23 protein-coding genes are annotated in these 21,153 nt (G+C 66.3%); 22 read left to right on the top strand and 1 reads right to left on the bottom strand.

Annotation, left to right across the window (positions count from 1 at the left end):
* Positions 1-23 precede the first annotated feature (23 nt).
* The 7 genes from CS1GBM3_RS04760 (at position 24) to CS1GBM3_RS04730 (ending at position 5,513) form a co-directional block, all read left to right on the top strand.
* Positions 24-1,292: a phage portal protein gene (locus tag CS1GBM3_RS04760; protein ID WP_083567063.1), complete on the top strand. Its 1,269-nt coding sequence runs from the start codon at positions 24-26 to the stop codon at positions 1,290-1,292.
* 49 nt (positions 1,293-1,341) lie between these two features.
* Positions 1,342-2,070, top strand: a complete 729-nt coding sequence (locus CS1GBM3_RS04755) for an HK97 family phage prohead protease (RefSeq protein WP_083567061.1) — start codon at positions 1,342-1,344, stop codon at positions 2,068-2,070.
* Between the two features lie 23 nt (positions 2,071-2,093).
* Complete coding sequence (locus CS1GBM3_RS04750) at positions 2,094-3,353, top strand: phage major capsid protein (RefSeq protein WP_072392095.1); 1,260 nt, start codon at positions 2,094-2,096, stop codon at positions 3,351-3,353.
* Positions 3,354-3,598: 245 nt separating this feature from the next.
* Complete coding sequence (locus tag CS1GBM3_RS04745) at positions 3,599-4,174, top strand: head-tail connector protein (protein ID WP_072392092.1); 576 nt, start codon at positions 3,599-3,601, stop codon at positions 4,172-4,174.
* Positions 4,171-4,497 carry a phage head closure protein gene (locus CS1GBM3_RS04740; protein WP_083567059.1) on the top strand — a complete coding sequence of 109 codons (327 nt, stop codon included), beginning with the start codon at positions 4,171-4,173 and terminating at the stop codon, positions 4,495-4,497. The genes CS1GBM3_RS04745 and CS1GBM3_RS04740 overlap by 4 nt, the downstream gene beginning before the upstream one ends.
* Before the next feature lie 173 nt (positions 4,498-4,670).
* Positions 4,671-5,081 (top strand): DUF3168 domain-containing protein, encoded by a 411-nt coding sequence (locus CS1GBM3_RS04735; protein ID WP_072392089.1) that lies wholly within the window; start codon positions 4,671-4,673, stop codon positions 5,079-5,081.
* 18 nt (positions 5,082-5,099) lie between these two features.
* Entirely contained in the window at positions 5,100-5,513 is a 414-nt protein-coding gene (locus tag CS1GBM3_RS04730; RefSeq protein WP_072392086.1) for a phage major tail protein, TP901-1 family, read from the top strand.
* A gap of 5 nt (positions 5,514-5,518) precedes the next feature.
* Here CS1GBM3_RS04730 and CS1GBM3_RS04725 read toward each other — a convergent pair whose 3' ends face one another.
* Complete coding sequence (locus CS1GBM3_RS04725; protein ID WP_072392083.1) at positions 5,519-5,851, bottom strand: AsnC family protein; 333 nt, start codon at positions 5,849-5,851, stop codon at positions 5,519-5,521.
* Positions 5,852-5,939: 88 nt separating this feature from the next.
* Between CS1GBM3_RS04725 and CS1GBM3_RS04720 the strand changes: the two genes are divergently transcribed.
* The 15 genes from CS1GBM3_RS04720 (at position 5,940) to CS1GBM3_RS04655 (ending at position 21,145) form a co-directional block, all read left to right on the top strand.
* Entirely contained in the window at positions 5,940-6,314 is a 375-nt protein-coding gene (locus CS1GBM3_RS04720) for a gene transfer agent family protein (protein ID WP_072392080.1), read from the top strand.
* Positions 6,314-6,481, top strand: a complete 168-nt coding sequence (locus CS1GBM3_RS04715) for a phage tail assembly chaperone (protein WP_072392077.1) — start codon at positions 6,314-6,316, stop codon at positions 6,479-6,481. The genes CS1GBM3_RS04720 and CS1GBM3_RS04715 overlap by 1 nt, the downstream gene beginning before the upstream one ends.
* A gap of 12 nt (positions 6,482-6,493) precedes the next feature.
* Positions 6,494-7,084 carry a phage tail tape measure protein gene (locus tag CS1GBM3_RS04710; RefSeq protein WP_072392074.1) on the top strand — a complete coding sequence of 197 codons (591 nt, stop codon included), beginning with the start codon at positions 6,494-6,496 and terminating at the stop codon, positions 7,082-7,084.
* 30 nt (positions 7,085-7,114) lie between these two features.
* Positions 7,115-7,753, top strand: coding sequence for a DUF2460 domain-containing protein (locus CS1GBM3_RS04705; protein WP_072392071.1), 639 nt, complete (start codon positions 7,115-7,117; stop codon positions 7,751-7,753).
* Positions 7,750-8,622 (top strand): DUF2163 domain-containing protein, encoded by an 873-nt coding sequence (locus tag CS1GBM3_RS04700; protein ID WP_072392068.1) that lies wholly within the window; start codon positions 7,750-7,752, stop codon positions 8,620-8,622. Before CS1GBM3_RS04705 ends, CS1GBM3_RS04700 begins: the two co-directional genes overlap by 4 nt.
* Before the next feature lie 11 nt (positions 8,623-8,633).
* The gene (locus CS1GBM3_RS04695; RefSeq protein ID WP_072392066.1) at positions 8,634-9,080 is read left to right on the top strand and encodes an NlpC/P60 family protein; all 447 of its coding nucleotides are present in this window, start codon (positions 8,634-8,636) and stop codon (positions 9,078-9,080) included.
* Positions 9,080-11,236 carry a baseplate multidomain protein megatron gene (locus CS1GBM3_RS20300; protein ID WP_348533600.1) on the top strand — a complete coding sequence of 719 codons (2,157 nt, stop codon included), beginning with the start codon at positions 9,080-9,082 and terminating at the stop codon, positions 11,234-11,236. Before CS1GBM3_RS04695 ends, CS1GBM3_RS20300 begins: the two co-directional genes overlap by 1 nt.
* On the top strand, positions 11,169-13,037 hold the full coding sequence (locus CS1GBM3_RS20295; protein WP_348533599.1) for a phage tail protein: 1,869 nt from the start codon (positions 11,169-11,171) through the stop codon (positions 13,035-13,037). Before CS1GBM3_RS20300 ends, CS1GBM3_RS20295 begins: the two co-directional genes overlap by 68 nt.
* 72 nt (positions 13,038-13,109) lie before the next feature.
* Positions 13,110-14,414, top strand: a complete 1,305-nt coding sequence (locus tag CS1GBM3_RS04685; RefSeq protein WP_072392063.1) for a TIGR02594 family protein — start codon at positions 13,110-13,112, stop codon at positions 14,412-14,414.
* A gap of 133 nt (positions 14,415-14,547) precedes the next feature.
* Positions 14,548-15,219, top strand: coding sequence for a response regulator transcription factor (locus CS1GBM3_RS04680; RefSeq protein WP_072392060.1), 672 nt, complete (start codon positions 14,548-14,550; stop codon positions 15,217-15,219).
* On the top strand, positions 15,209-16,585 hold the full coding sequence (locus tag CS1GBM3_RS04675) for an ATP-binding protein (RefSeq protein ID WP_072392057.1): 1,377 nt from the start codon (positions 15,209-15,211) through the stop codon (positions 16,583-16,585). The genes CS1GBM3_RS04680 and CS1GBM3_RS04675 overlap by 11 nt, the downstream gene beginning before the upstream one ends.
* Before the next feature lie 195 nt (positions 16,586-16,780).
* Positions 16,781-17,251: a glycine zipper 2TM domain-containing protein gene (locus CS1GBM3_RS04670; protein ID WP_072392054.1), complete on the top strand. Its 471-nt coding sequence runs from the start codon at positions 16,781-16,783 to the stop codon at positions 17,249-17,251.
* Positions 17,252-17,443: 192 nt separating this feature from the next.
* Positions 17,444-18,664, top strand: coding sequence for a c-type cytochrome biogenesis protein CcmI (gene ccmI / locus CS1GBM3_RS04665; RefSeq protein ID WP_072392051.1), 1,221 nt, complete (start codon positions 17,444-17,446; stop codon positions 18,662-18,664).
* Positions 18,661-19,125 (top strand): cytochrome c maturation protein CcmE, encoded by a 465-nt coding sequence (ccmE, locus tag CS1GBM3_RS04660; protein WP_072392048.1) that lies wholly within the window; start codon positions 18,661-18,663, stop codon positions 19,123-19,125. The genes ccmI and ccmE overlap by 4 nt, the downstream gene beginning before the upstream one ends.
* A 37-nt stretch (positions 19,126-19,162) precedes the next feature.
* A complete protein-coding gene (locus CS1GBM3_RS04655) occupies positions 19,163-21,145 on the top strand; it encodes a heme lyase CcmF/NrfE family subunit (protein ID WP_072392045.1) in 1,983 nt (660 codons plus the stop codon).
* The last annotated feature ends 8 nt before the right edge of the window (positions 21,146-21,153 follow it).

Here is a 21,153-nt window from a genome sequence, read left to right as displayed (position 1 = left end):
CGTCGAACGAACAAGGACCTTGCATGCCGCGCATCCTGGAGACGCTGGCGGGCCTCTGGCCGCGCAAGCAATGGCCCACTGTCGCCACATCCGCGCACGCGGACGACGTGAAGGCCAGCGCCACCGGTCCGCTGATCGTGCTCGAAACGCTGGGCCGACCGGTCTGGACGCCGCGCGACTATGAAGCCTTCGCCCGCGAAGGCTTCATGCAGAACGCCATCGTCTATCGTGCCGTGCGCATGATCGCCGAGGCGGCGGCGTCCGTGCCGCTTCTGCTCTACGAGAACGAGGAGGAGCGCGACGATCACCCATTGCTCGACCTGCTCGCCCGGCCGAGCCTGGACCAGACCGGCACCGATTTTCTGGAAGCCTGGTACGGTTATCTGCTCGTCGCCGGCAACGCCTACATCGAGGCGGTCGCGCTTGAAGGTCGCCTGCGCGAGCTGCACGCGCTGCGCCCAGACCGCATGAAGGTGGTGCCGGGCACCGAGGGTTGGCCCGAAGCGTATGAATACACCTGCGCCGGCCGCACCGTGCGTTTCGAGGGAGAGGCGGTGCAGGGCATACGCCCCATCCTGCACGTGCGCCTGTTTCATCCCGCGAACGATCACTACGGCATGAGCCCCATCGAGGCCGCGGCGCGGGCCATCGACATCCACAACACGGCAGGCCGCTGGAACAAGGCGCTGCTCGACAACTCGGCGCGGCCATCGGGTGCGCTGGTCTACGGCGGCGCCGACGGCCGCATGACGCCGGAGCAGTTCGAGCGGCTGAAGAGCGAGCTGGAGGAGGGCTTCCAAGGCCCGCGCCGCGCCGGACGGCCCTTGCTGCTCGAAGGCGGTCTCGACTGGAAGCCCTTGAGCCTCTCGCCGAAGGACATGGATTTCATCGAGGCGAAGAACGGCGCGGCGCGCGAGATTGCGCTGGCGTTCGGCATCCCGCCCATGCTGCTCGGCATCCCGGGCGACAACACGTACTCCAATTACCAGGAGGCACAGCGCGCGTTCTGGCGTTCGACCGTGCTGCCGCTCGTGACGCGCACGGCGAAGGCGCTATCAGCGTGGCTTGCACCGGCTTGGGAGATCAGCGCAAGCGCAGTGTCTCAAGCCAACGGTGGCCGCTTGGAGCTGAAGCCGGACCTCGATCAGGTCGAGGCGCTGTCGGGCGAGCGCGAGGCCCTGTGGGCACGCATCGAGCGCGCGAGTTTCCTGACCCAGAACGAGAAGCGCCAGGCCGTCGGCTACGCCCCGCTCGATACGGCCGCACCGTCGCCGTCCGCGCCGACACAATAGGCGTCGGGTCACACGCCCGAACAACGAGATCAACGTGGAGCAGCAGCTCATGGCTTTCAGCGCATGGGAACGGACGGGATTTGCGCCGCCGCCAACGCAGATCCTGCCCGTGCCCGAGGTGAAATTCATCTCGCTCGACTTCAAGGAGGCAGAGGGCGACGGTGCGTTCGAGGGCTATGCCAGCCTCTTCAATCGCGAGGACCTGGGTCGCGACATCGTGCTGCCGGGCGCGTTCCGCGAAAGTCTCGACCGGCGCGGCGCGAACGGCATCAAGCTCCTGTTCCAGCACGACGCCCACCAGCCGATCGGCGTCTGGACGACGCTGGAGGAGGACAGCCGCGGGCTCTATGCGCGCGGCCGGCTCATGCGCGAGGTCACCCGCGCACGCGAGTTGATGGCGCTGATGCGGGCGGGCGCGCTCGATGGCTTGTCCATCGGCTTTCGCACCGTGAAGGCGCGCCGCGATCGCGCAACGGGCGTGCGGCGCCTGGAAAAGATCGATCTCTGGGAAATATCCGTCGTGACCTTTCCGCTGCTGCCCGAAGCGCGGATCACGGCGACCAAGACGAAACCGTTCGCGTCGGCGCACCCGACCGAGCGCGAGTTCGAGCGCTGGCTCACGCGGGATGCTGGGCTGACGCGAAGCGAGGCGCGGGCGCTGATGCGCTCGGGCCTCGCCGGCCTCAAGGCCCTGCGGGACGCGGGTGAAGGCCAGAGCGAGGAGCAGCGGCTGGCGGCGCTGATGCGCCGGGCGGCGCGTGGGCTTCTCAAGACCTGACCCACTGCAAAGGACATCGAACGATGACGGACAACACCGACCTTGAGACCCAACGTCTCGAAACGAAGGCCGGCGGCAACGTCGGCGCGGCCTTCGAGGAGTTCATGCGGGCTTTCGAAGCCTACAAGGACACCAACGACGAGCGGCTCGCCGACCTGGAGCGCCGCTCCGCCGCAGACCCGCTGATCGACGACAAGCTCGCGCGTCTCGACCGCGCGCTCGACGAGACGAAGCGCGTCGCGGATCGCCTAGCGATCAAGGCGCAGCGCCCGCAGCTCGGCACGGGCGGCGCGCTTGAAACGGCGGCAGTGGAGGAGCATCGCCGCGCGTTCGAAGACTACGTGCGCAAGGGCGAGACGACCAACCTGTCGCGCCTCGAAGCCAAGGCGCTCGCGGTCTCGACCAACAGCGGCGCCGACGGCGGCTATCTCGTTCCGCCCGAGACCGAGCGCGCCGTGATCTCGGCCTTGAAGGACATCTCGCCGATCCGCGCCATCGCCTCGGTGCGGCAGGTGTCGGGCTCGGTCTACAAGAAGCCGTTTGCCACGACGGGCTTTGCGACCGGCTGGGTTGCCGAGACGGCGACGCGCTCGCAGACCACTACGCCGACGCTGGCCGAGCTCTCGTTCCCGACCATGGAGCTTTATGCCATGCCGGCGGCGACCGCGACGCTGCTCGACGACAGCGCCGTCAACATCGACGAGTGGATCGCCGAAGAGGTGCGCGACACCTTCGCCCAGCAGGAAGGCACGGCCTTCGTCTCGGGTGACGGCTCGAACAAGCCGAAGGGTTTCCTCGATTACACCAAGGTTGCCGACGGCTCGTGGAGCTGGGGCAATATCGGCTTCATCAAGACCGGCGTCGACGGGGCCTTCCCGGCCGCCGGTCCGGATAAGCTGATTGATCTCGTCTACACGCTGAAGGCGGGCTATCGCGCGGGCGGCACGTTCGTCTTCAACCGCGGCACGCAGGCAGCGATCCGCAAGATGAAGGACGAAGACGGGCATTACATCTGGCAGCCGGCCTCCGCGGCGGGCGAGCCGTCGTTGCTGCTCGGTTATCCGGTGGTCGAGTCCGAGGATATGCCGACAATTGCCGTCGACAGCTTCTCGGTGGCCTTTGGTGATTTCCGCCGCGGCTACCTGATCGTGGATCGCGTCGGCATCCGTGTGCTGCGCGATCCCTATTCGTCGAAGCCCTACGTGCTCTTCTACACGACGAAGCGCGTGGGCGGCGGCGTGCAGGACTTCAACGCCATCAAGCTCCTGAAGTTCGAAGAGTAGCAGCAAATAGCTCTTCGGCCCGTAGGGCCGGGGAGCGTCTTGGTGGAGCCAAGCTTCGCTTGGACGCGACCCGGCGCAAGTGCGCCGCCCCAGCGGAGCGCCAGCGCGCCGCAAGGCGTGCGAACGGGCGCGTGAGCGAAACAAGTTCCCGGCGGGTTTCCTCCCTGCCCGCCGGTCGAGAGCGAAGCCGCTGGTTCCCCCGCCGGCGGCTTCGCTCGTTGGACACATCATCACAAGAGATCGACATGGCGCTTACGCTGACCAGCGGGCCCGCCGAGGAGCCGGTAACGGTGGCCGAGGCGAAGGCTCATCTGCGCATCGACGGTGCTGCAGAGGACATCCTGATCGCGAGCCTGATCGTGACCTCGCGGCTCCACGTCGAAGCGGCGCTGGGGTTCGCGTTGATCACGCAGGGCTGGCGGTTGACGCTCGACACATGGCCGGAGGGCGGTGAGGTGCTTTTCCCGCTGCGTCCGATCCGAAGCGTCACGTCCGTGACGATACGCGACGAGAGCGGCTCATCCGTTACGGTTTCAAGCAGCAGCTATCTGCTCGATGGGCAGGCGCTAAGGCCGCGGCTCGTATCGCGTGACGGCACGTGGCCGAAGCCCGGACAGCGCGCGAACGGCATTGAGATCGCATTCGAAGCGGGAATCGGCGACGAGGCCGAGGACATTCCGCAGCCGATCCGCCACGCCATTCTGCTGCTCGTCGCACATTGGTACGAGCACCGTGATCCGCTCGAGATCGGATCGGCCGGGGCCGCGATCCCCGCAGCGGCCTCCGATTTGCTGAAGCCTTACCGCGAGGTGCGGCTGTGAGCGTGTCGATCGGAGAGATGCGTCATCGCCTGGCGCTGCAGCAGCCGCATGCGGAAGCCGACGGCGGTGGCGGCACGACGCGAACATGGGCGCTGGTAGCAGAAGTTTGGGGCGCCATCAGGCCACTCTCGGGCAACGAGGTGGTCGAGGCCGACGGCGTTCATGGCCAGGTGAGCCACGAGATCTGGATCCGCCATCGCACAGGCGTCGTCCCTGAGATGCGCTTCGCACTCGGCGCGCGCGTGTTCGAAATCCGCGCCGTCATCGATGTCAACGAGCAGCGCCGCTTTCTGCGTTGCCTCGCCGAGGAGCGCGTGCCGTGAAAGTGGGCGTGCGAGTCGTTGGAGGAGGTTTTGCGCGTGCCGAGGCGCTCGTGAGCGACATCCGCCACCGGGCGCTCAAACGTCTTCAGGCTCGGATCACCGAGGAGCGAGAAGCCGAGCGCCGCTACGTTTCCGCCGTGCGCTCCCAGACAAACCCAACGGAGAGGTAAGCAATGTCGAGCCCCGCTTGGGAGCTGCAGAAGGCGGTCTACGGCGCGCTGGTCGCCGAGGAAGATCTCGTCGCGTTGCTCGGCGGCGAGCGCATCTACGACGAGGTGCCGCGCAGCGCCGCGTTTCCATACGTGAGCTTCGGCCCGAGCACGGTACGCGACTGGAGCACCAGTACCGAGACGGCGAGCGAGCACCTGTTCACGCTGCGCGCCTGGTCGAAGGCGGGCGGCGAGCGTGAGACGCATGTGCTGCTGGAGGCCATCCGCGCCGCGCTTCACGAGGAGGCGCTGTCGCTCACCGGCTATCGCCTGGTGAGCATTCGCCACGAGACGAGTGATGTGACGCGAGCCGCCGACGGCGAGACCTATCAGGGCATCGCCCGCTTCCGCGCCGTGATCGAGCCGCAACCCTAGTGCGAGAGGACGAGCAAAATGGCCGCGCAAAAAGGCAAGGACCTTCTCCTGAAGGTCGACAGCAATGGTGAAGGCAGCTTCACGACGGTGGCGGGCCTGCGCGCCCGCGCCATCGCCTTCAACGCCGAGACGGTGGACGTGACGCATCAGGAAAGCGCCGGCCAGTGGCGCGAACTGTTGGCGGGAGCTGGCGTGAAAAGCGCGCGTCTGTCGGGCTCGGGCATCTTCAAGGATGCAGCCTCCGACGAGCTGATCCGCAGCTACGTCTTCGCGGGCACCATTCGCGACTGGCAGGTGATGGTGCCGGACTTCGGCACCGTCGAAGGCCCATTCCAGATCACGTCGTTCGAATTGACGGGCCGGCACGACGGCGAGGTCGCCTTCGAGCTCGCGCTCGACTCGGCGGGCGAGCTGACGTTCACGGCAGCATAGCAAACTTAGGTGAAACGCTCCCACGCGGCTTGGCGCGAAACACCAAGTTCACCACCAATTGTCGCCCAACTAATCCCGCGTTTGCGCAGGGCATCGACTTGCGCCTGTAAGACTCCGCGCGTGCCATCGACAACCGCCGCGGTTGGTTTGAGAGCATCGAGCAGTTGTCTGTCATCCATCGCATCCCAGGTGGTCTTGAATTCACCGGGAACGACATCGAGTAGCTTAACGCAAACGCCGACACAGGCGTCGCAGATATGGACTTTAGGGCCGGCGATTAGGCGGGCAACTTCACCTGCATGCTTGCCACAGAATGAGCATTTGAGGACGCGCGCCATGTTGTGCCTCCGCAATGATTTCCAAGCCAAAATCTAGATTGGTCTGCGAAAGAGAAATGTCAAGGCGTACTTGACAGAGGGAGCTCCAATGGCCAACCGCCACCGCGGCGAGATCGACGCCGATCTCGACGGCAAGCCGTATACGCTGTGCCTGACGCTCGGCGCGTTGGCTGGCCTCGAGACCGCATTCGGCGACGAGGACATGCTGGCGCTTGCCACGCGCTTCGAGGCGGGCCGCATCTCGGCCCGCGATTGCCAGCGCATCATCGGCGCGGGATTGCGTGGCGCCGGTTTCGACGTCAGTGACCAGGCGGTTGCGGCCATGCGCGTCGAAGGCGGCGCGGCGGGCTACGTCGATATCGTGGCGCGCCTCCTGCAGGCAACATTCGGCGCCAAGCCCGGCGAAGGCGAGCAAGCGAGCGGGGAGGGCGACTCCACTGGCCCTTTCCCTGGGACGAGGTAATGGCCATCGGCTTCGGGGTTCTTGGCCTCGAGCCGCGCGCTTTCTGGAGCCTGACATTGCCTGAGCTCGACGCGGCGGTTCGTGGCCGCTTCGGCGGAGTGCACGCCGAGCGCCCGCCCTCGCGCAGAGAGCTCGATGCGCTGAGAGCGCGCTTTCCGGATACTTGAGGAGACGACGACATGGCCGAGCCCAACGCGCCCATCGAAACGTGGACCGTCGCCGTCAATGCCGATACGAGTGCGCTATCGACAGAGCTGCGCCGCGCCGCAGGCCTTGGCCGACAGTTCTCGAATGCGCTCGTCGGGGCGTTCGACGGCATCGCCATCAAGGGCCGCAACGTGAGCGACGTGCTGCGCACCCTCGCGCTCCGTCTTTCCGACATTGTGTTGAAAGCCGCGTTGCGGCCACTGGAGCAGGGCGTCGGCAATCTCGTGACGGGACTCCTGTCCGGCGGGCTCGGTTTCGCGAAGGGCGGTGTCGTTCAGCAGGGACTGCCGGTGCCGTTTGCATCCGGTGGCGTGATCCAAAGCCCGATCGCATTTCCGCTTGCCGGCGGACGCACCGGCATCGCGGGCGAGCGCGGACCGGAAGCCATCATGCCGCTGTCGCGCGGGCCGGACGGACGCCTCGGCATCGCGGCGCGCGGTGGAGCCGGCATCTCGGTGACGTTCAACGTCGCGACACCGGATGCCGAAAGCTTCCGCCGCTCCGAGACGCAGATCGCGGCCATGCTGGCGCGCGCCGTCTCGCTCGGCCAGCGCAATCTTTAAGCCGCATCGCGGAACCACAGGAGTTGCATCGTGAGCTTCCACGAGGTTCGCTTTCCGACGGCTATCTCGCGAGGTGCGCAAGGCGGGCCCGAACGGCGCACGGATGTCGTCGTGCTCGGCTCCGGATACGAGGAGCGCAACAGCCGTTGGGCCGCGTCCCGCAGGGGCTACAACGCAGGCTATGGCGTAACCTCGCTCAACGCACTCCACGAGGTGATCGCCTTTTTCGAGGAACGGCGGGGGCGGTTTCACGGCTTCCGCTGGCGCGATCATGTGGATTGGAAATCCTGCGCACCGGGAGCCGCGACGAGCGCGCTCGATCAGGAGATCGGGACGGGCAACGGAGCGAACCGCACCTTTCAGCTCAGGAAGACGTACGGTTCGGCGCACGCGCCGTTCACGCGCGAGATCAGGAAGCCGGTCGCTGGAACCGTGAAGGTCGCCGTCAACGGTGTCTCGAAGGTTGAGAGCACGCATTTCACCGTCGACGCGACAACCGGCGTGGTCCTGTTCGAGGACGGCGAGGCGCCAGCCGGCGGTGCCACGGTGTCGGCCGGCTTCGAGTTCGACGTGCCGGTGCGTTTCGACACCGACAAGCTCGACATCAATCTCTCGGGCTTCGCGAGCGGGGCCATCCCGAACATTCCGATCATCGAGATCCGGCTATGAAGCAGCTCTCCGAAGGGCTCGCGGAACACGTCGCCTCCGGCGCGACGACGCTCTGCTGGTGCTGGCGCCTGACACGCCGTGATGGCGTGCGCCACGGCTTCACCGATCACGACCACGATATCGTGTTTGCCGACACAGTGTTTGAGGCCGCCGCCGGTATGGAGGCGAGCGAGATCCGCGACTCCGTGGGGCTTAGCGTCGACAACTTGGAAGTGACAAGCGCCGTGACGTCGGAGCGCCTGGCCGAAGCCGACCTCGCAGCCGGCCTTTACGACAATGCCGGGATCGAGATCTTTCGCGTCAATTGGGCAGCACCCGAGCAGCGCGTTCTGATGCGCAGCGGCAACCTGGGCGAGGTGAAGCGGGCTGGGCGCGCCTTCGCCGCGGAGGTGCGCGGCTTGGCGCACACGCTGCAGGAAACACGCGGGCGCTTGTTTCAATACACATGCGATGCCGATTTTGGCGACGCGCGCTGTGCGGTGAACCGCGACGACGCCGCGTTCAAGGGCACGGGCGCGTTGATCGCCGTCGCGAGCCCGCGTCGCTTCACCGTAAGCGGATTGGAAGCGTTCGCGAACGGCTGGTTCACGCACGGGCTGTTGACCTTCACGTCCGGCGCCGCGAGCGGCCAGGCGCTCGAGGTGAAGCAGCATGCTGGGGCCGGAAGCAGCGCCACCATCGAGTTGTGGAGCCGGGCGCGCTTGCCGTTGGAGCCAGGGCAGACGTTTACCGTCACGGCAGGCTGCGACAAGCGCATCGCGACGTGCAAGGCGAAGTTTTCGAACGTCGCCAACTTCCGCGGCTTTCCGCACATGCCGGGTAACGATTTTCTCACGGTGGTGAGCCGCCCCGGCTCCAAAACACGCTGAGGCGTACCGCGATGATCGGAAAACCACCAACGCGCGACGCAGTCATTGCAGCCGCGCGCGGCTGGATCGGCACGCCGTATCATCATCAGGCGAGCGTCAAAGGCATCGGCGCCGATTGCCTGGGCCTGATCCGCGGCGTCTGGCGCGACCTCTACGGCGCGGAAGCGGAGAGGCCGCCTGCCTATTCACGCGACTGGGGCGAGGTCAGCGGCATCGAAACGCTCGTCGCCGCCGCCACGCGCCACCTGATCGCACGCGATAAGGCGAACCCAGCTCCTGGCGACGTGCTGATCTTCCGCATGCGCGACGGCGCCATTGCCAAGCACGCGGCGATCCTGGCGACGCCGACGACCATGATTCACGCGTCCGAGCACCACCGCGCCGCTGAGATCGCATTCGGCATCTGGTGGCGCCGCCGCCTCGCGGCTGTCTTTTCGTTTCCTGGGATCGAACGCTGATGGCCACGCTCGCTCTCGCCGCCGCCGGTGCCGCCGCGGGCGGCGCGCTGCTGCCGTCCGGCGTCTCGATGCTCGGCCTGACGTTGTCCGGCGCTGCGATCGGCGGGCAGATCGGCGCCTTCGCTGGCAATTATATCGACAACGCGCTGTTTGGCGCGTCTGGGCAGCGCCGAACGTCGGAGGGTCCGCGCCTCAACGACCTGCGCATCACGTCCTCGACCGAGGGTGCGCCGATCCCGCGCCTTTACGGACGCACGCGCGTTGGCGGACAGGTGATCTGGGCCGCCGATATCCGCGAGCGCGTCGTGACGCGCCGCTCGGGCGGTGGCAGCGCCAAGGGCGGCACGGCGAGCACCCCCGCGACCGAGACGACGGAATATCGCTATTATGCGAGCTTCGCCGTCGCGCTTTCCGAGGGTGTCATCAGCGGCATCGGCCGCGTATGGGCGGACGGCGCCGAGATCGACCTCTCGCGCCTGACGCATCGCCTGTCTCACGGCACCGAAGACCAGCTCCCCGACAGCGCCATTGTCGCCGTGGAAGGCGCGGGCGCCGCCCCGGCCTATCGCGGCATCGCATACATCGTCTTTGAGGACATGCCGCTCGCGCCCTATGGCAACCGCATCCCGCAGCTCTCGTTCGAGGTGCACCGCGCGGTCGAGGCCTTTGGAGAAGAGATCAAAGGCGTCGTCATGATCCCGGGATCGGGCGAGTTCGTCTATGCAACGACCCCCGTGAGCAATCAGCGCCGCATCGGAGTGAGCGAGTCCGAGAACGTGCACACGCTGCAAGGCGGCACGGATTGGGCGGTCTCGCTCGATCAACTGCAGGCGACGTTGCCGAACGCGACGTCGGTCTCGCTCGTTGTGAGCTGGTTCGGCACCGATCTGCGCGCTGGCCATTGCGAGCTGAAGCCGGGTGTGGAGCTTGCAACGAAAACCACATCGCCGCAGACGTGGAGCGTCGCCGGCGTCGACCGTGCCGGCGCCTACCTCGTGAGCACGAAGGATGGACGCCCGGCCTACGGCGGCACGCCGTCCGACGCCTCGGTGGTGCAGGCGATCCAGGACCTGAAGGAGCGCGGCCTGAGCGTCGTGCTGACGCCGTTCATTCTGATGGATGTAGCGGCTGACAACGAACTACCGGATCCCTACGGCGGAGAAGCGCAGCCGCCCTATCCCTGGCGCGGACGCATCACCTGCCACCCCGCGCCCGGCGAACCCGAAAGCCCGGACAAGACAAGCACAGCCGCGAGCCAGATCGCGGAGTTCGTCGGCACGGCAGCCGCGGACGACTTTGCGCTGTCAGGCACGAACGTCGTCTACACGGGGCCGAGCGAATGGTCGTTCCGGCGGATGGTGCTGCACAACGCGTGGCTCGCAAAGGCTGCTGGCGGCGTCAATGCGTTCGTCATCGGCACCGAGCTGCGCGGCCTCACATGGGTGCGCAGTGGCGCATCCGATTATCCGTTCGTTGACGCGCTCGTGGCGCTTGCCGAGGACGTCAAAGACATCCTCGGCCCCGACGCCCTGGTGACATACGCGGCCGACTGGTCGGAGTACTTCGGCCACCAGCCCGCGGACGGATCGGGCGATGTCCACTTCCATCTCGATCCGCTCTGGTCGTCGGACGCGATCGACGCCGTCGGCATCGATCTCTATTGGCCGCTTTCCGATTGGCGAGACGGCGCGGCACATCTCGACTATCTCGCCGGTACGCGCGCGATCTACGACGAGGTCTATCTGCGCGCCAACGTGCAGGGCGGAGAGGGCTACGATTGGTACTACGCGAGCAACGCCAACCGCGAGGCGCAGGAGCGCACGCTGATCACGGACGGCCACGGCGCGCCGTGGGTGTTCCGCTACAAGGACATCAAGTCGTGGTGGCTGAACGAGCACGTCGACCGCCCGGGCGGTGTGCCGGGTGACACGCCGACCGCATGGGTGCCGCAATCGAAGCCGTTCTGGTTCATGGAGATCGGCTGCCCCGCCGTCGACAAGGGCGCCAATCAGCCAAACGTTTTCGTCGACCCGAAAGAGCGTCGAGTCCGCGCTGCCCTATTTCTCGCGCGGCATCCGCGACGACCTCATGCAGCGCCGCTATCTGAAAGCGCTGATCGACGCGTTCGATCCCGCGAGCGAGAGCTACGTCGCTGAAGCCAATCCCGTGTCGTCGCTCACGGGCGCCCGCATGGTCGATCTCTCCCGCGTCCACGTCTACTGCTGGGACGCGCGCCCCTATCCGGCATTCCCCTACAACACAGAGGTGTGGAGTGATGGCGAGAACTGGCGCCTCGGCCACTGGTTGAACGGACGCTTTTCAGCCGCGCCGTTAGCCTCGTTGGTTGAGGCCATTCTGGCGGATTACGGGATCGTCGGTCACGACACCGCGCACCTCGCGGGCCTCGTCAACGGCTACGTGATCGACCGCCTGATGTCACCGCGCGACGCGTTGGGGCCGCTCGAGCTCGCGTACTTTTTCGACAGCGTCGAGAGCGAGGGCCAGATCGCGTTTCGCCATCGCGGCATCGATCCTCCGGTGCTCACACTCGCCCAGGACGATCTGGTCGAGGAGCGGGCCGGGGATGCGCTTCTGACGTTGACGCGGGCGCAGGAGACCGACCTTCCGGCCTCCGCCAAGCTGAGCCATATCGCGGCGACAGGAGACTACCGCCAGGCTGTCGCGGAGGCGCGCCGGCTGACGGTTGCGAGCGAGCGCGTCGCACGTGCGGAGCTGCCCCTCGTGCTGGACCCTGAAGCGGCAGCTCAGATCGCGGATGCGTGGCTGTTCGAAACCTGGGCGTCGCGGGAGCGCGCCGCATTCAAGCTGCCACCGAGCGCGTTGGCCGTCGAGCCGGGCGATGTCGTGACCCTTGAGAAAGACGGCACTGAGTTCCTTGTGCGCGTCACCGAGATCGGCGAGCGTGGCCTGCGCGAGATCGAAGGCTTGAGCGTCGATCCGGAGGTCTACAGCGCGGTGTCGGCTGCGCCGCGCGAGACGCCCGGCGGCGAGACCGTCTATGACGGCACGCCGCATGTTGAGTTTCTCGATCTTCCTCTGCTGCGCGGCGACGAGCCGCCGGAAGCTGGATACGTCGCCGCGTTCCAAATCCCATGGCCGGGCGCGGTGGCCGTCTACGGTTCGCCCGAGGATGCAGGATACGCACTGCGTGCCACGGCTACGGCTCCAGCCATCATCGGATTGACGACGGGGCCGTTGCCTTTGGGTCCGCTTGGCATCGTCGACCGCGCGTCGCGGCTGCGCGTCGAGCTTGGCGGCGGCGAGCTATCTTCAGTAACGCGCATGCAACTCTTGGCCGGCGCCAACGCCGCCGCCATCCGCAACGCGGACGGCGGCTGGGAGGTGTTGCAGTTCGAAACAGCGACGCTGGTCGGCGAAAGCACCTATGAGCTCACCGATCTCTTGCGCGGGCAGGCCGGAACGGAGCGTGAAATGCGCGCGCCGCTCGCCGCGGGCGCGCCGTTCGTGCTGCTCGGCGGCGAGGTGACACGGGTGAACATTGCGCCGGCGGAGGTCGGGCTGCCGCTGTTGTGGCGATACGGGCCCGCAGGTCGCGACATTGCCGATCGCTCCTATAGCGCGGCGGCGCATACGTTCGTCGGGCGCGGGCTGAAGCCGCTCTCGCCTGTGCACATACGGACGACGCGTTCGGATGAGGGCGACGTCGCGGTGAGTTGGCTGCGTCGCGCTCGGCTTGGTGGCGACAGTTGGGAGGTGGCGGAGGTGCCGCTCACCGAAGACAGCGAGCGCTACGAGATCGACATTCTCGATGGCGCAACGGTTGTTCGTACGATCACGGCGGCGGCGCCGTCCTGCGTTTACGAGGCAGCCGATCAAGTCGCCGATTTCGGCGGACCACAAAGCGCGATCTCCATCGCCGTGCATCAGATGAGCGCTGCCTACGGTCGCGGCACGCCGCGGCTCGCTGTCGTTTGAAGTCCGCCTAAAGCTGTCCCTCCCAAAAAAGGGAGAGCTGGCCGACGTCTCATTCCTTCACTGAGGTCCCTCATGGACGACGCACGCTGGCTCAAGGCGGCCTGGCGCGAGTTCGGCCAAGCCGAGCGCGCGGGCACGAGCCACAATCCGCGTATCGTCGCCTTCTATCGCGACGTCGGCCACCCGCAGGTCGTTGCGGATGAGGTGGCCTGGTGCGCGGCGTTCTGCGGTGCGTGTCTGGAGCGCTCCGGCATTCGCTCGACGCGGTCCCTGCTGGCGCGCTCGTATCTGAAATGGGGCGTCACTCTCAGCGAGCCGTGCGTGGGCTGCATCGCGGTCTTCTCGCGCGGCAGCGATCCCGGCAAAGGACACGTCGCGTTCTGGCTCGGCGAGACGGACGACGCGGTCGTCGTGCTCGGCGGCAATCAGTCGAACGCCGTGTCGGTGGCGCGGTATCCGAAGGCGCGTCTGCTCGGCCTGCGCTGGCCCCATGCGAACCAGACGGCGAACGCAGAAACGGCGTCAGGTGGAAGCGGCGCCGAGATCTTTGAACGCGCGCTCGTGCACGTGCTCGAGATGGAGGGCGGCTACACCGACGATCCGCACGATCCCGGCGGCCCGACCAATCGCGGCATCACGCTCGGCGTCTTCGCCGCTTGGCGCAAGGTCGCGGTGACGGAGAGCAATCGCCTGAGACTGATCCGTGCGCTCAAGGCCATCGACGATGAGACCGTGCGCGAGATCTACCGCACCCGCTACTGGGAGCGCGCGCATTGCGCAGAGCTCGCGCCGCCGCTGGCGCTGATGCACTTCGACGCCGCCGTCAACCACGGCTTCGGCACGGCGATCCGTTTCCTGCAGGATGCGGTAGGCGCCGGCGTCGATGGAGAGATCGGCCCCGAGACGCGCGCCAAGCTCGCGGCGGCGGCACTCTCCGACACCCTCGACACCTACGCCGCCATCCGCAGGCGGCGCTACCGCGCGCTTCCCCACTTCTGGCGCTTCGGCCGCGGCTGGCTCGCCCGCGTCGACAAGATCCTCGCGCGGGCAAAGTTGCTCGCGGCCGAGATGACGTCCTCCCCCTCTCAACCTGAAGGAGCACACGACATGACGACGACCGATCCCAACGCCGGCAAATGGTGGGGCCACTCGATCACCATATGGGGCACCCTCGTGACCATCCTATCGACCGTGGTCCCCGCCTTGGCGCCCGTGACGGGCGTCGACGTGAGTGGCGACCTCGTCCAGGACGCGGGCGAGCAGGTGGTCGACGCGGTACAGACGGTCGGCGCCCTGATCGGCACGCTGATGACCATTTACGGCCGCATGCGCGCCACGACGCCCCTTCAGAAGGCCTTGTTCAAGCCGAAAGGCTGAGGGCGTGGGCGGCGGCCGACGGAGATAGCGCCGCCGCCCGTTAGTCCTCACGAGTGAAGGTCCGGCCCCTAGGCTCGGCCAGTTTGGCCGACTATAGTCCGGATCTTCCGAGGCAAGGCGAGAGAGAGGGCCCGTGCGCATACTGGTCGTAGAGGACGACAAGGATCTGAACCGACAGCTCAATTCCGCGCTGACCGGCGCCGGCTACGCTGTCGATACGGCTTTTGACGGCGAGGAAGGCTATTTCCTTGGCGATACGGAGCCGTACGACGTCGTCATCCTCGACATCGGCCTGCCGAAGATGGACGGCATCTCGATCCTGGAGCAGTGGCGGCGCGCCAACCGCAACATGCCGGTGATCATCCTCACCGCCCGCGATCGCTGGAGCGACAAGGTCTCCGGCATGGACGCTGGCGCCGACGACTATCTCGCCAAGCCCTTCCACATGGAGGAGCTGCTCGCACGCGTGCGCGCACAAGTGCGCCGCGCCTCCGGCCACGCCAAGAGCGAGATCGAGTGCGGCCCCGTCCGCCTCGACACCAAGTCGTCGCGTGTGACCTGCGACGGCCAGCAGGTAAAGCTCACGTCCCACGAGTATCGCCTGCTCGCCTATTTGATGCATCACAGCGGCCGCGTCGTCTCGCGCACGGAGCTGGTCGAACATCTTTATGACCAGGACTTCGACCGCGACAGCAACACCATCGAGGTGTTCATCGGCCGCCTGCGCAAGAAGATCCCGGCCGACGTCATCGAGACCGTGCGCGGTCTGGGCTATCGCATGAGCCGCGGCCCCGATGACGTTTAACTCGCTGGCATTCCGGCTGTTTGCAACCTCGGCGGCGTGGGTGCTGCTGGTGCTGCCGATCGCCGGCATTTTTATCTACCACTTGAACCGCGACGACCTGCAGACGGCCTTCGACGCGCGCCTAGCGAAGCTCGTGCGTTCCATCGCCGTCGACAGCATGACTGGCGAGGGTGGTCAGCCGATCGCGCCCAAGAACCGCTACGAGCCTCTTTTCGAGGATCCGCGCTCGGGCTGGTACTGGCAGGTCAAGCCTCTCGATAACAAAGAGGCGCCGACGCTGCGCTCCGTCTCGCTCGGCGACACGACGATCGACCCGCCGATCGAGCGCGACGTCAAACCCGATCCCGACGGCGCTCGCTGGATGAACGCCACTGGTCCCGCGGGGGAGGGCATCCGCATGATCGAGCTGGTCGACAACCCCGGCATGCCGGGGCAGGGGCCGCGCTATTCGATCATCGTCGCCGGCCCGATCGATTGGCTCAACACGCGCCTCGCCAATTTCCTCACCCGCCTTTCCATCGCCCTGGTGCTGACGGGCGTCGGCCTCGTCGCCGTAACGCTGTTCCAGGTGCGCTTCGGCCTCTTGCCACTGCGCCGTATCGAGCAGGGCCTGTCGAGCATCCGATCCGGAGAAGCCGAGCGGCTCGAGGGCGAGCTGCCGACCGAGATCCAGCCGCTGCAGGAGGAGCTCAACGAGCTGCTCTCTTCCAACCAGGAGATCATCGATCGCGCACGCACGCAGGGCGGCAATCTCGCCCACGCTCTGAAGACGCCGCTCGCCGTGATCATCAATGAGGCGCGCGAGGATAAGGGCGGGCTCGGCCGCAAGATCGTCGAGCAGTCCGAGATCATGCGCGATCAGATTGATCATTACCTCGACCGAGCTCGTGTTGCCGCAGGCGTCGGAGTGATCGGGCGCGCAACGCCCGTGCAGGAAGTGCTCGAGCCATTGAAGCGGGCGCTCGAGCGTATCCACCGCGACCGCGATATTGCGATCACGATCGACTGCGCCTCCGACGTCCGCTTCGCGGGTGAGCGCCAGGACCTCGAGGAAATCCTCGGTAACCTCTGCGACAACGCCTGCAAGTGGGCAAAGGGGAGGGTGGCGGTCGAGGTCGCCGCCTCGACGAGCCGCCGCCCGCCGGGCCGCCTCACGATCCACATTGAGGACGACGGTCCGGGCCTTTCGGACGAGGAGCGCCAGCGCATCGGCAAACGCGGCGTGCGTCTTGACGAGACCAAGCCGGGCACCGGGCTCGGCCTCTCCATCGTGACGGATCTGGTTCAGTCCTACCGGGGCAGCGTTCGGCTCTCGCAGTCGTCAATGGGCGGGCTGCGTGTCGATCTTGTGCTCCCTTCTGCGTAACTGCGGATTTTCCAGTGGCTAACGTCGAACTTTCGCCTGAATCGCGGTGGAAACGGGACCTTGGATGTGCTTGAAGACGAGTCACATTCTGGGCATTCTTTTGACGGGACGCGGGCTTACGGGCCGAGACAAAGCGACGTCCTGGTGAGCGGTCCGCTTCGGCGGGCCTGCCCGAGGGGAAAAACGGGGATCTTCATGCGCACGATTGGCGCTTCCGCACTCCTGATGCTGTCGATTGGGCTTGCCGGCTGCGGGCCCGAGGGGCCGAGCAAGGCCGATACCGGTATGGTAGTCGGCGCCGTTGCGGGCGGCATCCTCGGCAATCAGGTCGGCAAGGGCAGCGGCAATATTGCCGCGACGGCGCTCGGCGCGGTTGTCGGCGGCATCGTCGGCAGCGAGATCGGCCGCTCCATGGACGAGCAGGATCGTCGTTTGGCCCAGGAGGCCGAGTTCGACGCACTGGAGCGCGGCCAGTCAGGCGTTTCCCGTCAGTGGCGCAACCCCGACAACGGTCGCTACGGTGAGGTTGTGCCGAGCCGGCCTTACAAGCGCGGTGCCGTTGATTGCCGTGATTACACGCACAAGGTTTACATCGACGGCCGCCCCCAATCGATGCGCGGCACCGCCTGCCGCAATCCGGACGGCACGTGGAGCAACGTCGGTTAAACCCAGTATTTCGAGCTGATCAAGCATTGCACGCTGAACACTGTGGACGCTCCCGCAGTGCAGCATGATCTCGTGCGGCTTGAGCCGGATCAGTGTCTGCGACGTCAAAGCGAGCCATTTAAGCCCGGCGCCTCTTGTCAGCCTGAATCCTCGCCCCTATTGAACCGGGGTCGTTAGGCTAGAAGGCTTCTAATGCTGCTTTGGCTCTGCTTCGCGTTTTTGACTGCGGCGATCGTCGCGCTCTTGCTGCGGCCGCTACGCGAGGCGCCTGGGCAAGTGATAGAGCCTGCCTCGGCCGATCTCGCCGTTTACCGTGATCAGCTGCGCGAGCTTGAGGCGGAGCGCGAGCGCGGGCTTTTCGTCGACAGCGAAATCGAGAGCGCGCGTGCGGAAATCGCCCGTCGCCTGTTGAAGCGCGCCGGCGCCAATACGGCTGCGATTCCGGGAAAAGACGACGCCGCAAGCCGCACACGCGCGCGGCGCGCCTACACTGCGGTCACGGCGTTGCTGCCGGTCGTCGGCATCGGCCTCTACGTCCTCGAGGGATCCCCCCATCTTCCCGACCGGCCGTTCGCAGAGCGCCAGGCCGCAGCGCAGGCGGAAGGCGACGCGAGCATTGCCGATCTCATCGGCCGCGTGGAGCAGCGCCTGCGCGAGCACCCCGAGGATGGCAAGGGTTGGGATGTGATCGCGCCGGTCTATCTGCGGCTTCAGCGCTATGCCGATGCTGCACATGCCTTCGCCGAAGCCAATAGGCTTGAAGGGGAATCGGTGCGCCGGCTCCTGGGGTTCGCTGAAGCGACGCTCCTTGCCGAGAACGGCGTCGTGACCGAGCCTGTACGCCGTGCCGCCTTGCGCGTGTTGGAGCTCGATCCAGAGCGCTTCCAGGTCGGCGTCTGGCTGGCGCTCGCCAAGGAGCAGGATGGCGACCTCGAGGGTGCCGCCGCGCAATATCGCGAGATCTACGACAAAGCTCCCGAGAACGTCCCGTGGCGTAAGGTGGTCGCGGAACGGCTCGCGATGGTCGAGAAGAAGATCAAGGGCGAGCCCGTCGAAGAAGAGCCAAGCGCTCCGCAAGCCTCAAAGCCTGAGGTGTCTCCGTCCGCGCCGGCACCGACCGCTCCCGCGGCTGACGCGCCAGACGTCTCATCCATGTCGCCAGCCGAGCGCGAAGCCTTCATCAACAGCATGGTCGAGCGATTGGCTGCGCGCCTCCAGGAGAACGGTAAGGATCTCGACGGATGGATCAGGCTGGCGCGGGCCTATAAGGTTCTCGGACGCGAGGACGAAGCGCGCAAGGCGATCGCAAGCGCGCGCGAGAACTTTGCCGGCGACGCGGCACCGCTCGCCGAGATCGAGAAATCCGCAGAGACCCTTGGACTGAAAGCAGAGGAGCCCCGGAACCCGCAATGACACGCAAACAGCGGCGAGGTCTGCTGATCGGATTGGGCGTCGGCGTGCTGTCGATCGCCGCCATTCTGATGTTGTTCGCGTTCCGCCAGTCGATCGTGTTCTTTCACACGCCGAGCGAGGTGGCAGAGCAGAAGATCGCACCGGGCGTACGCTTCCGCCTCGGTGGGCTGGTGGCCGACGGTTCCGTCGTACGTGGCACGGGAACGAGCGTCTTCTTCAAGGTGACGGACACGCTGGGCACGGTGCCGGTGAGCTACGAAGGCATTCTGCCGGATCTGTTCCGCGAGGGGCAGGGCGTTGTCGCCGAAGGCACGTTGGATGCCGACGGCAAGTTCGTCGCCGACACGGTGCTCGCAAAGCACGACGAGAACTATATGCCGCCTGAGGTCGCGAAAGCGCTCGAGGAGAAAGGCGTCAAGCTCGGCGAGGGCGCGCGCCATCCGGAAGGGGTGACGCAATAATGTATTGGCGCAGGACGAGAACGAGAGGTGAGATCGCGTGATCATCGAGATCGGACATTTCGCGCTGATCCTGGCGTTGTTGGTCGCCGTGGCGCAGACCGTCGTGCCGGCCTGGGGCGCGCACGTGCGCGATGCGCGGCTGATGGCCTTCGGCGAGTCCGCCGCGATCGCCCAGGTTGCTTTGATCCTGGTCTCGTTCCTGGCACTGACGCACGCTTACGTCACGTCCGACTTCTCGGTCGCCAACGTCGCGGCCAACTCGCACTCGACGAAGCCGCTGATCTATCGGATCTCCGGCGTCTGGGGGAACCACGAGGGCTCGATGCTCCTGTGGGTGCTGATCCTCGCCGTGTTCGGCGCCTTCGTGGCGCTCTTTGGCAACAACCTGCCGGCGACGCTGAAAGCCAACGTGCTCTCGGTACAGAGCTCGATCGCGCTCGCGTTCCTGCTTTTCATTCTGCTGACCTCAAACCCCTTCGAGCGCCTCGACCCGGCGCCGTTCGACGGCAACGGCTTGAACCCGATCCTGCAGGACCCCGCTCTCGCCTTCCATCCGCCGTTCCTCTACATGGGCTACGTCGGCTTCTCGATGGCGTTTTCGTTTGCCATCGCGGCATTGATAGAGGGCCGCACCGATGCCGCCTGGGCACGCTGGGTGCGCCCGTGGACCCTCCTCGCCTGGATGTGCCTGACCATCGGCATCGCCATGGGGTCCTGGTGGGCCTATTACGAACTTGGTTGGGGCGGCTGGTGGTTCTGGGACCCGGTCGAGAACGCCTCCTTCATGCCATGGCTGGCCGGCACCGCGCTGTTGCACTCCGCGATCGTGATGGAGAAGCGCGAGGCGCTGAAGGTCTGGACCATCCTGCTCGCGATCCTGACCTTCTCTCTGTCGCTGATGGGCACCTTCCTGGTGCGCTCGGGTGTGTTGTCATCGGTGCACTCGTTTGCGGTGGATCCGGAACGCGGCGTGTTTGTGCTGGCGATCATGCTTCTGTTCACCGGAGGCGGTCTGGCGCTGTTCGCCTACCGCGCCCGCGAGCTGCAGCAAGGCGGCATCTTCTCGCCGATCTCCCGCGAGGGCGCGCTGGTGCTCAACAACGTGCTCCTGACCATCGCCTGCGTGACGGTGCTGGTCGGTACGCTCTACCCGCTGGCGCTCGAGGCGATCAACGGCGCCAAGATTTCGGTCGGCCCGCCGTATTTCAACATGACGTTCGTCCCGCTGATGATCCCGCTGCTGCTGGCGTTGCCGCTCGGGCCGCTGCTGGCATGGAAGCGTGCCGATATCGCGGCCGCCATGGAGCGGCTGATCGCGGCAGTTTTGATTGCGGCAGTGGTGTTGGTGGTCTCGTTCGCGATCGCTTGGCGTGGGCCGTGGCTGGCGCCATTCTGTATTGCGATCGGTGCCTGGGTCATGTTCGGCGCCCTGTCGGAGACGGCCTTCCGCATCAAGCTCGGCAAGGTGCCGCTGTCGGAGTCGATGCGCCGCCTCGTCAACCTTCCGCGCGCTTCGATCGGAACCATGCTGGCTCACTTCGGCGTCGGCATGATGGTCATCGGCATTGTCGGCACCAGCGCCTACAAGAGCGAGGAAATCCTCTTGATGCGCCCCGGGGAAAGCAAGGAGATCGCCGGCTACACACTGACATTCCGCGGCGGCGCTCCATCGAACGGCCCCAACTACACCGAGACGATCGGCGTCTTCGACGTGACGCGCGATGGTGCGCCAGTGACGCGGCTCGAGCCTTCGAAGCGGCTTTACAATGCGCCGCCGCAGCCGACGTCGGAAGCCGGCATCTACGCGGCATGGTCCGGTGATCTTTACGCCGTCCTCGGCGACCAGCAGCCAGACGGCGCCTTCGCCGTGCGCCTCTACTTCCATCCCATGGTTCGCTGGATCTGGTTCGGCGCGCTGGTGATGTTCTTCGGCGGCGCGGTTTCCTTGTCTGACCGTCGCCTGCGCGTCGGGGCACCGCAGCGCGCGCCTCGCGGGCCGGTCAGCGTTCCGGCCGAGTGAGGCTAATG

The sequence above is a fragment of the Hyphomicrobium sp. CS1GBMeth3 genome, assembly GCF_900117455.1.
Lineage (GTDB): Bacteria > Pseudomonadota > Alphaproteobacteria > Rhizobiales > Hyphomicrobiaceae > Hyphomicrobium_C.
The sequence above is the reverse complement of the archived record's forward strand: the minus strand, read 5'-3'. Positions and strand labels throughout refer to the sequence as shown.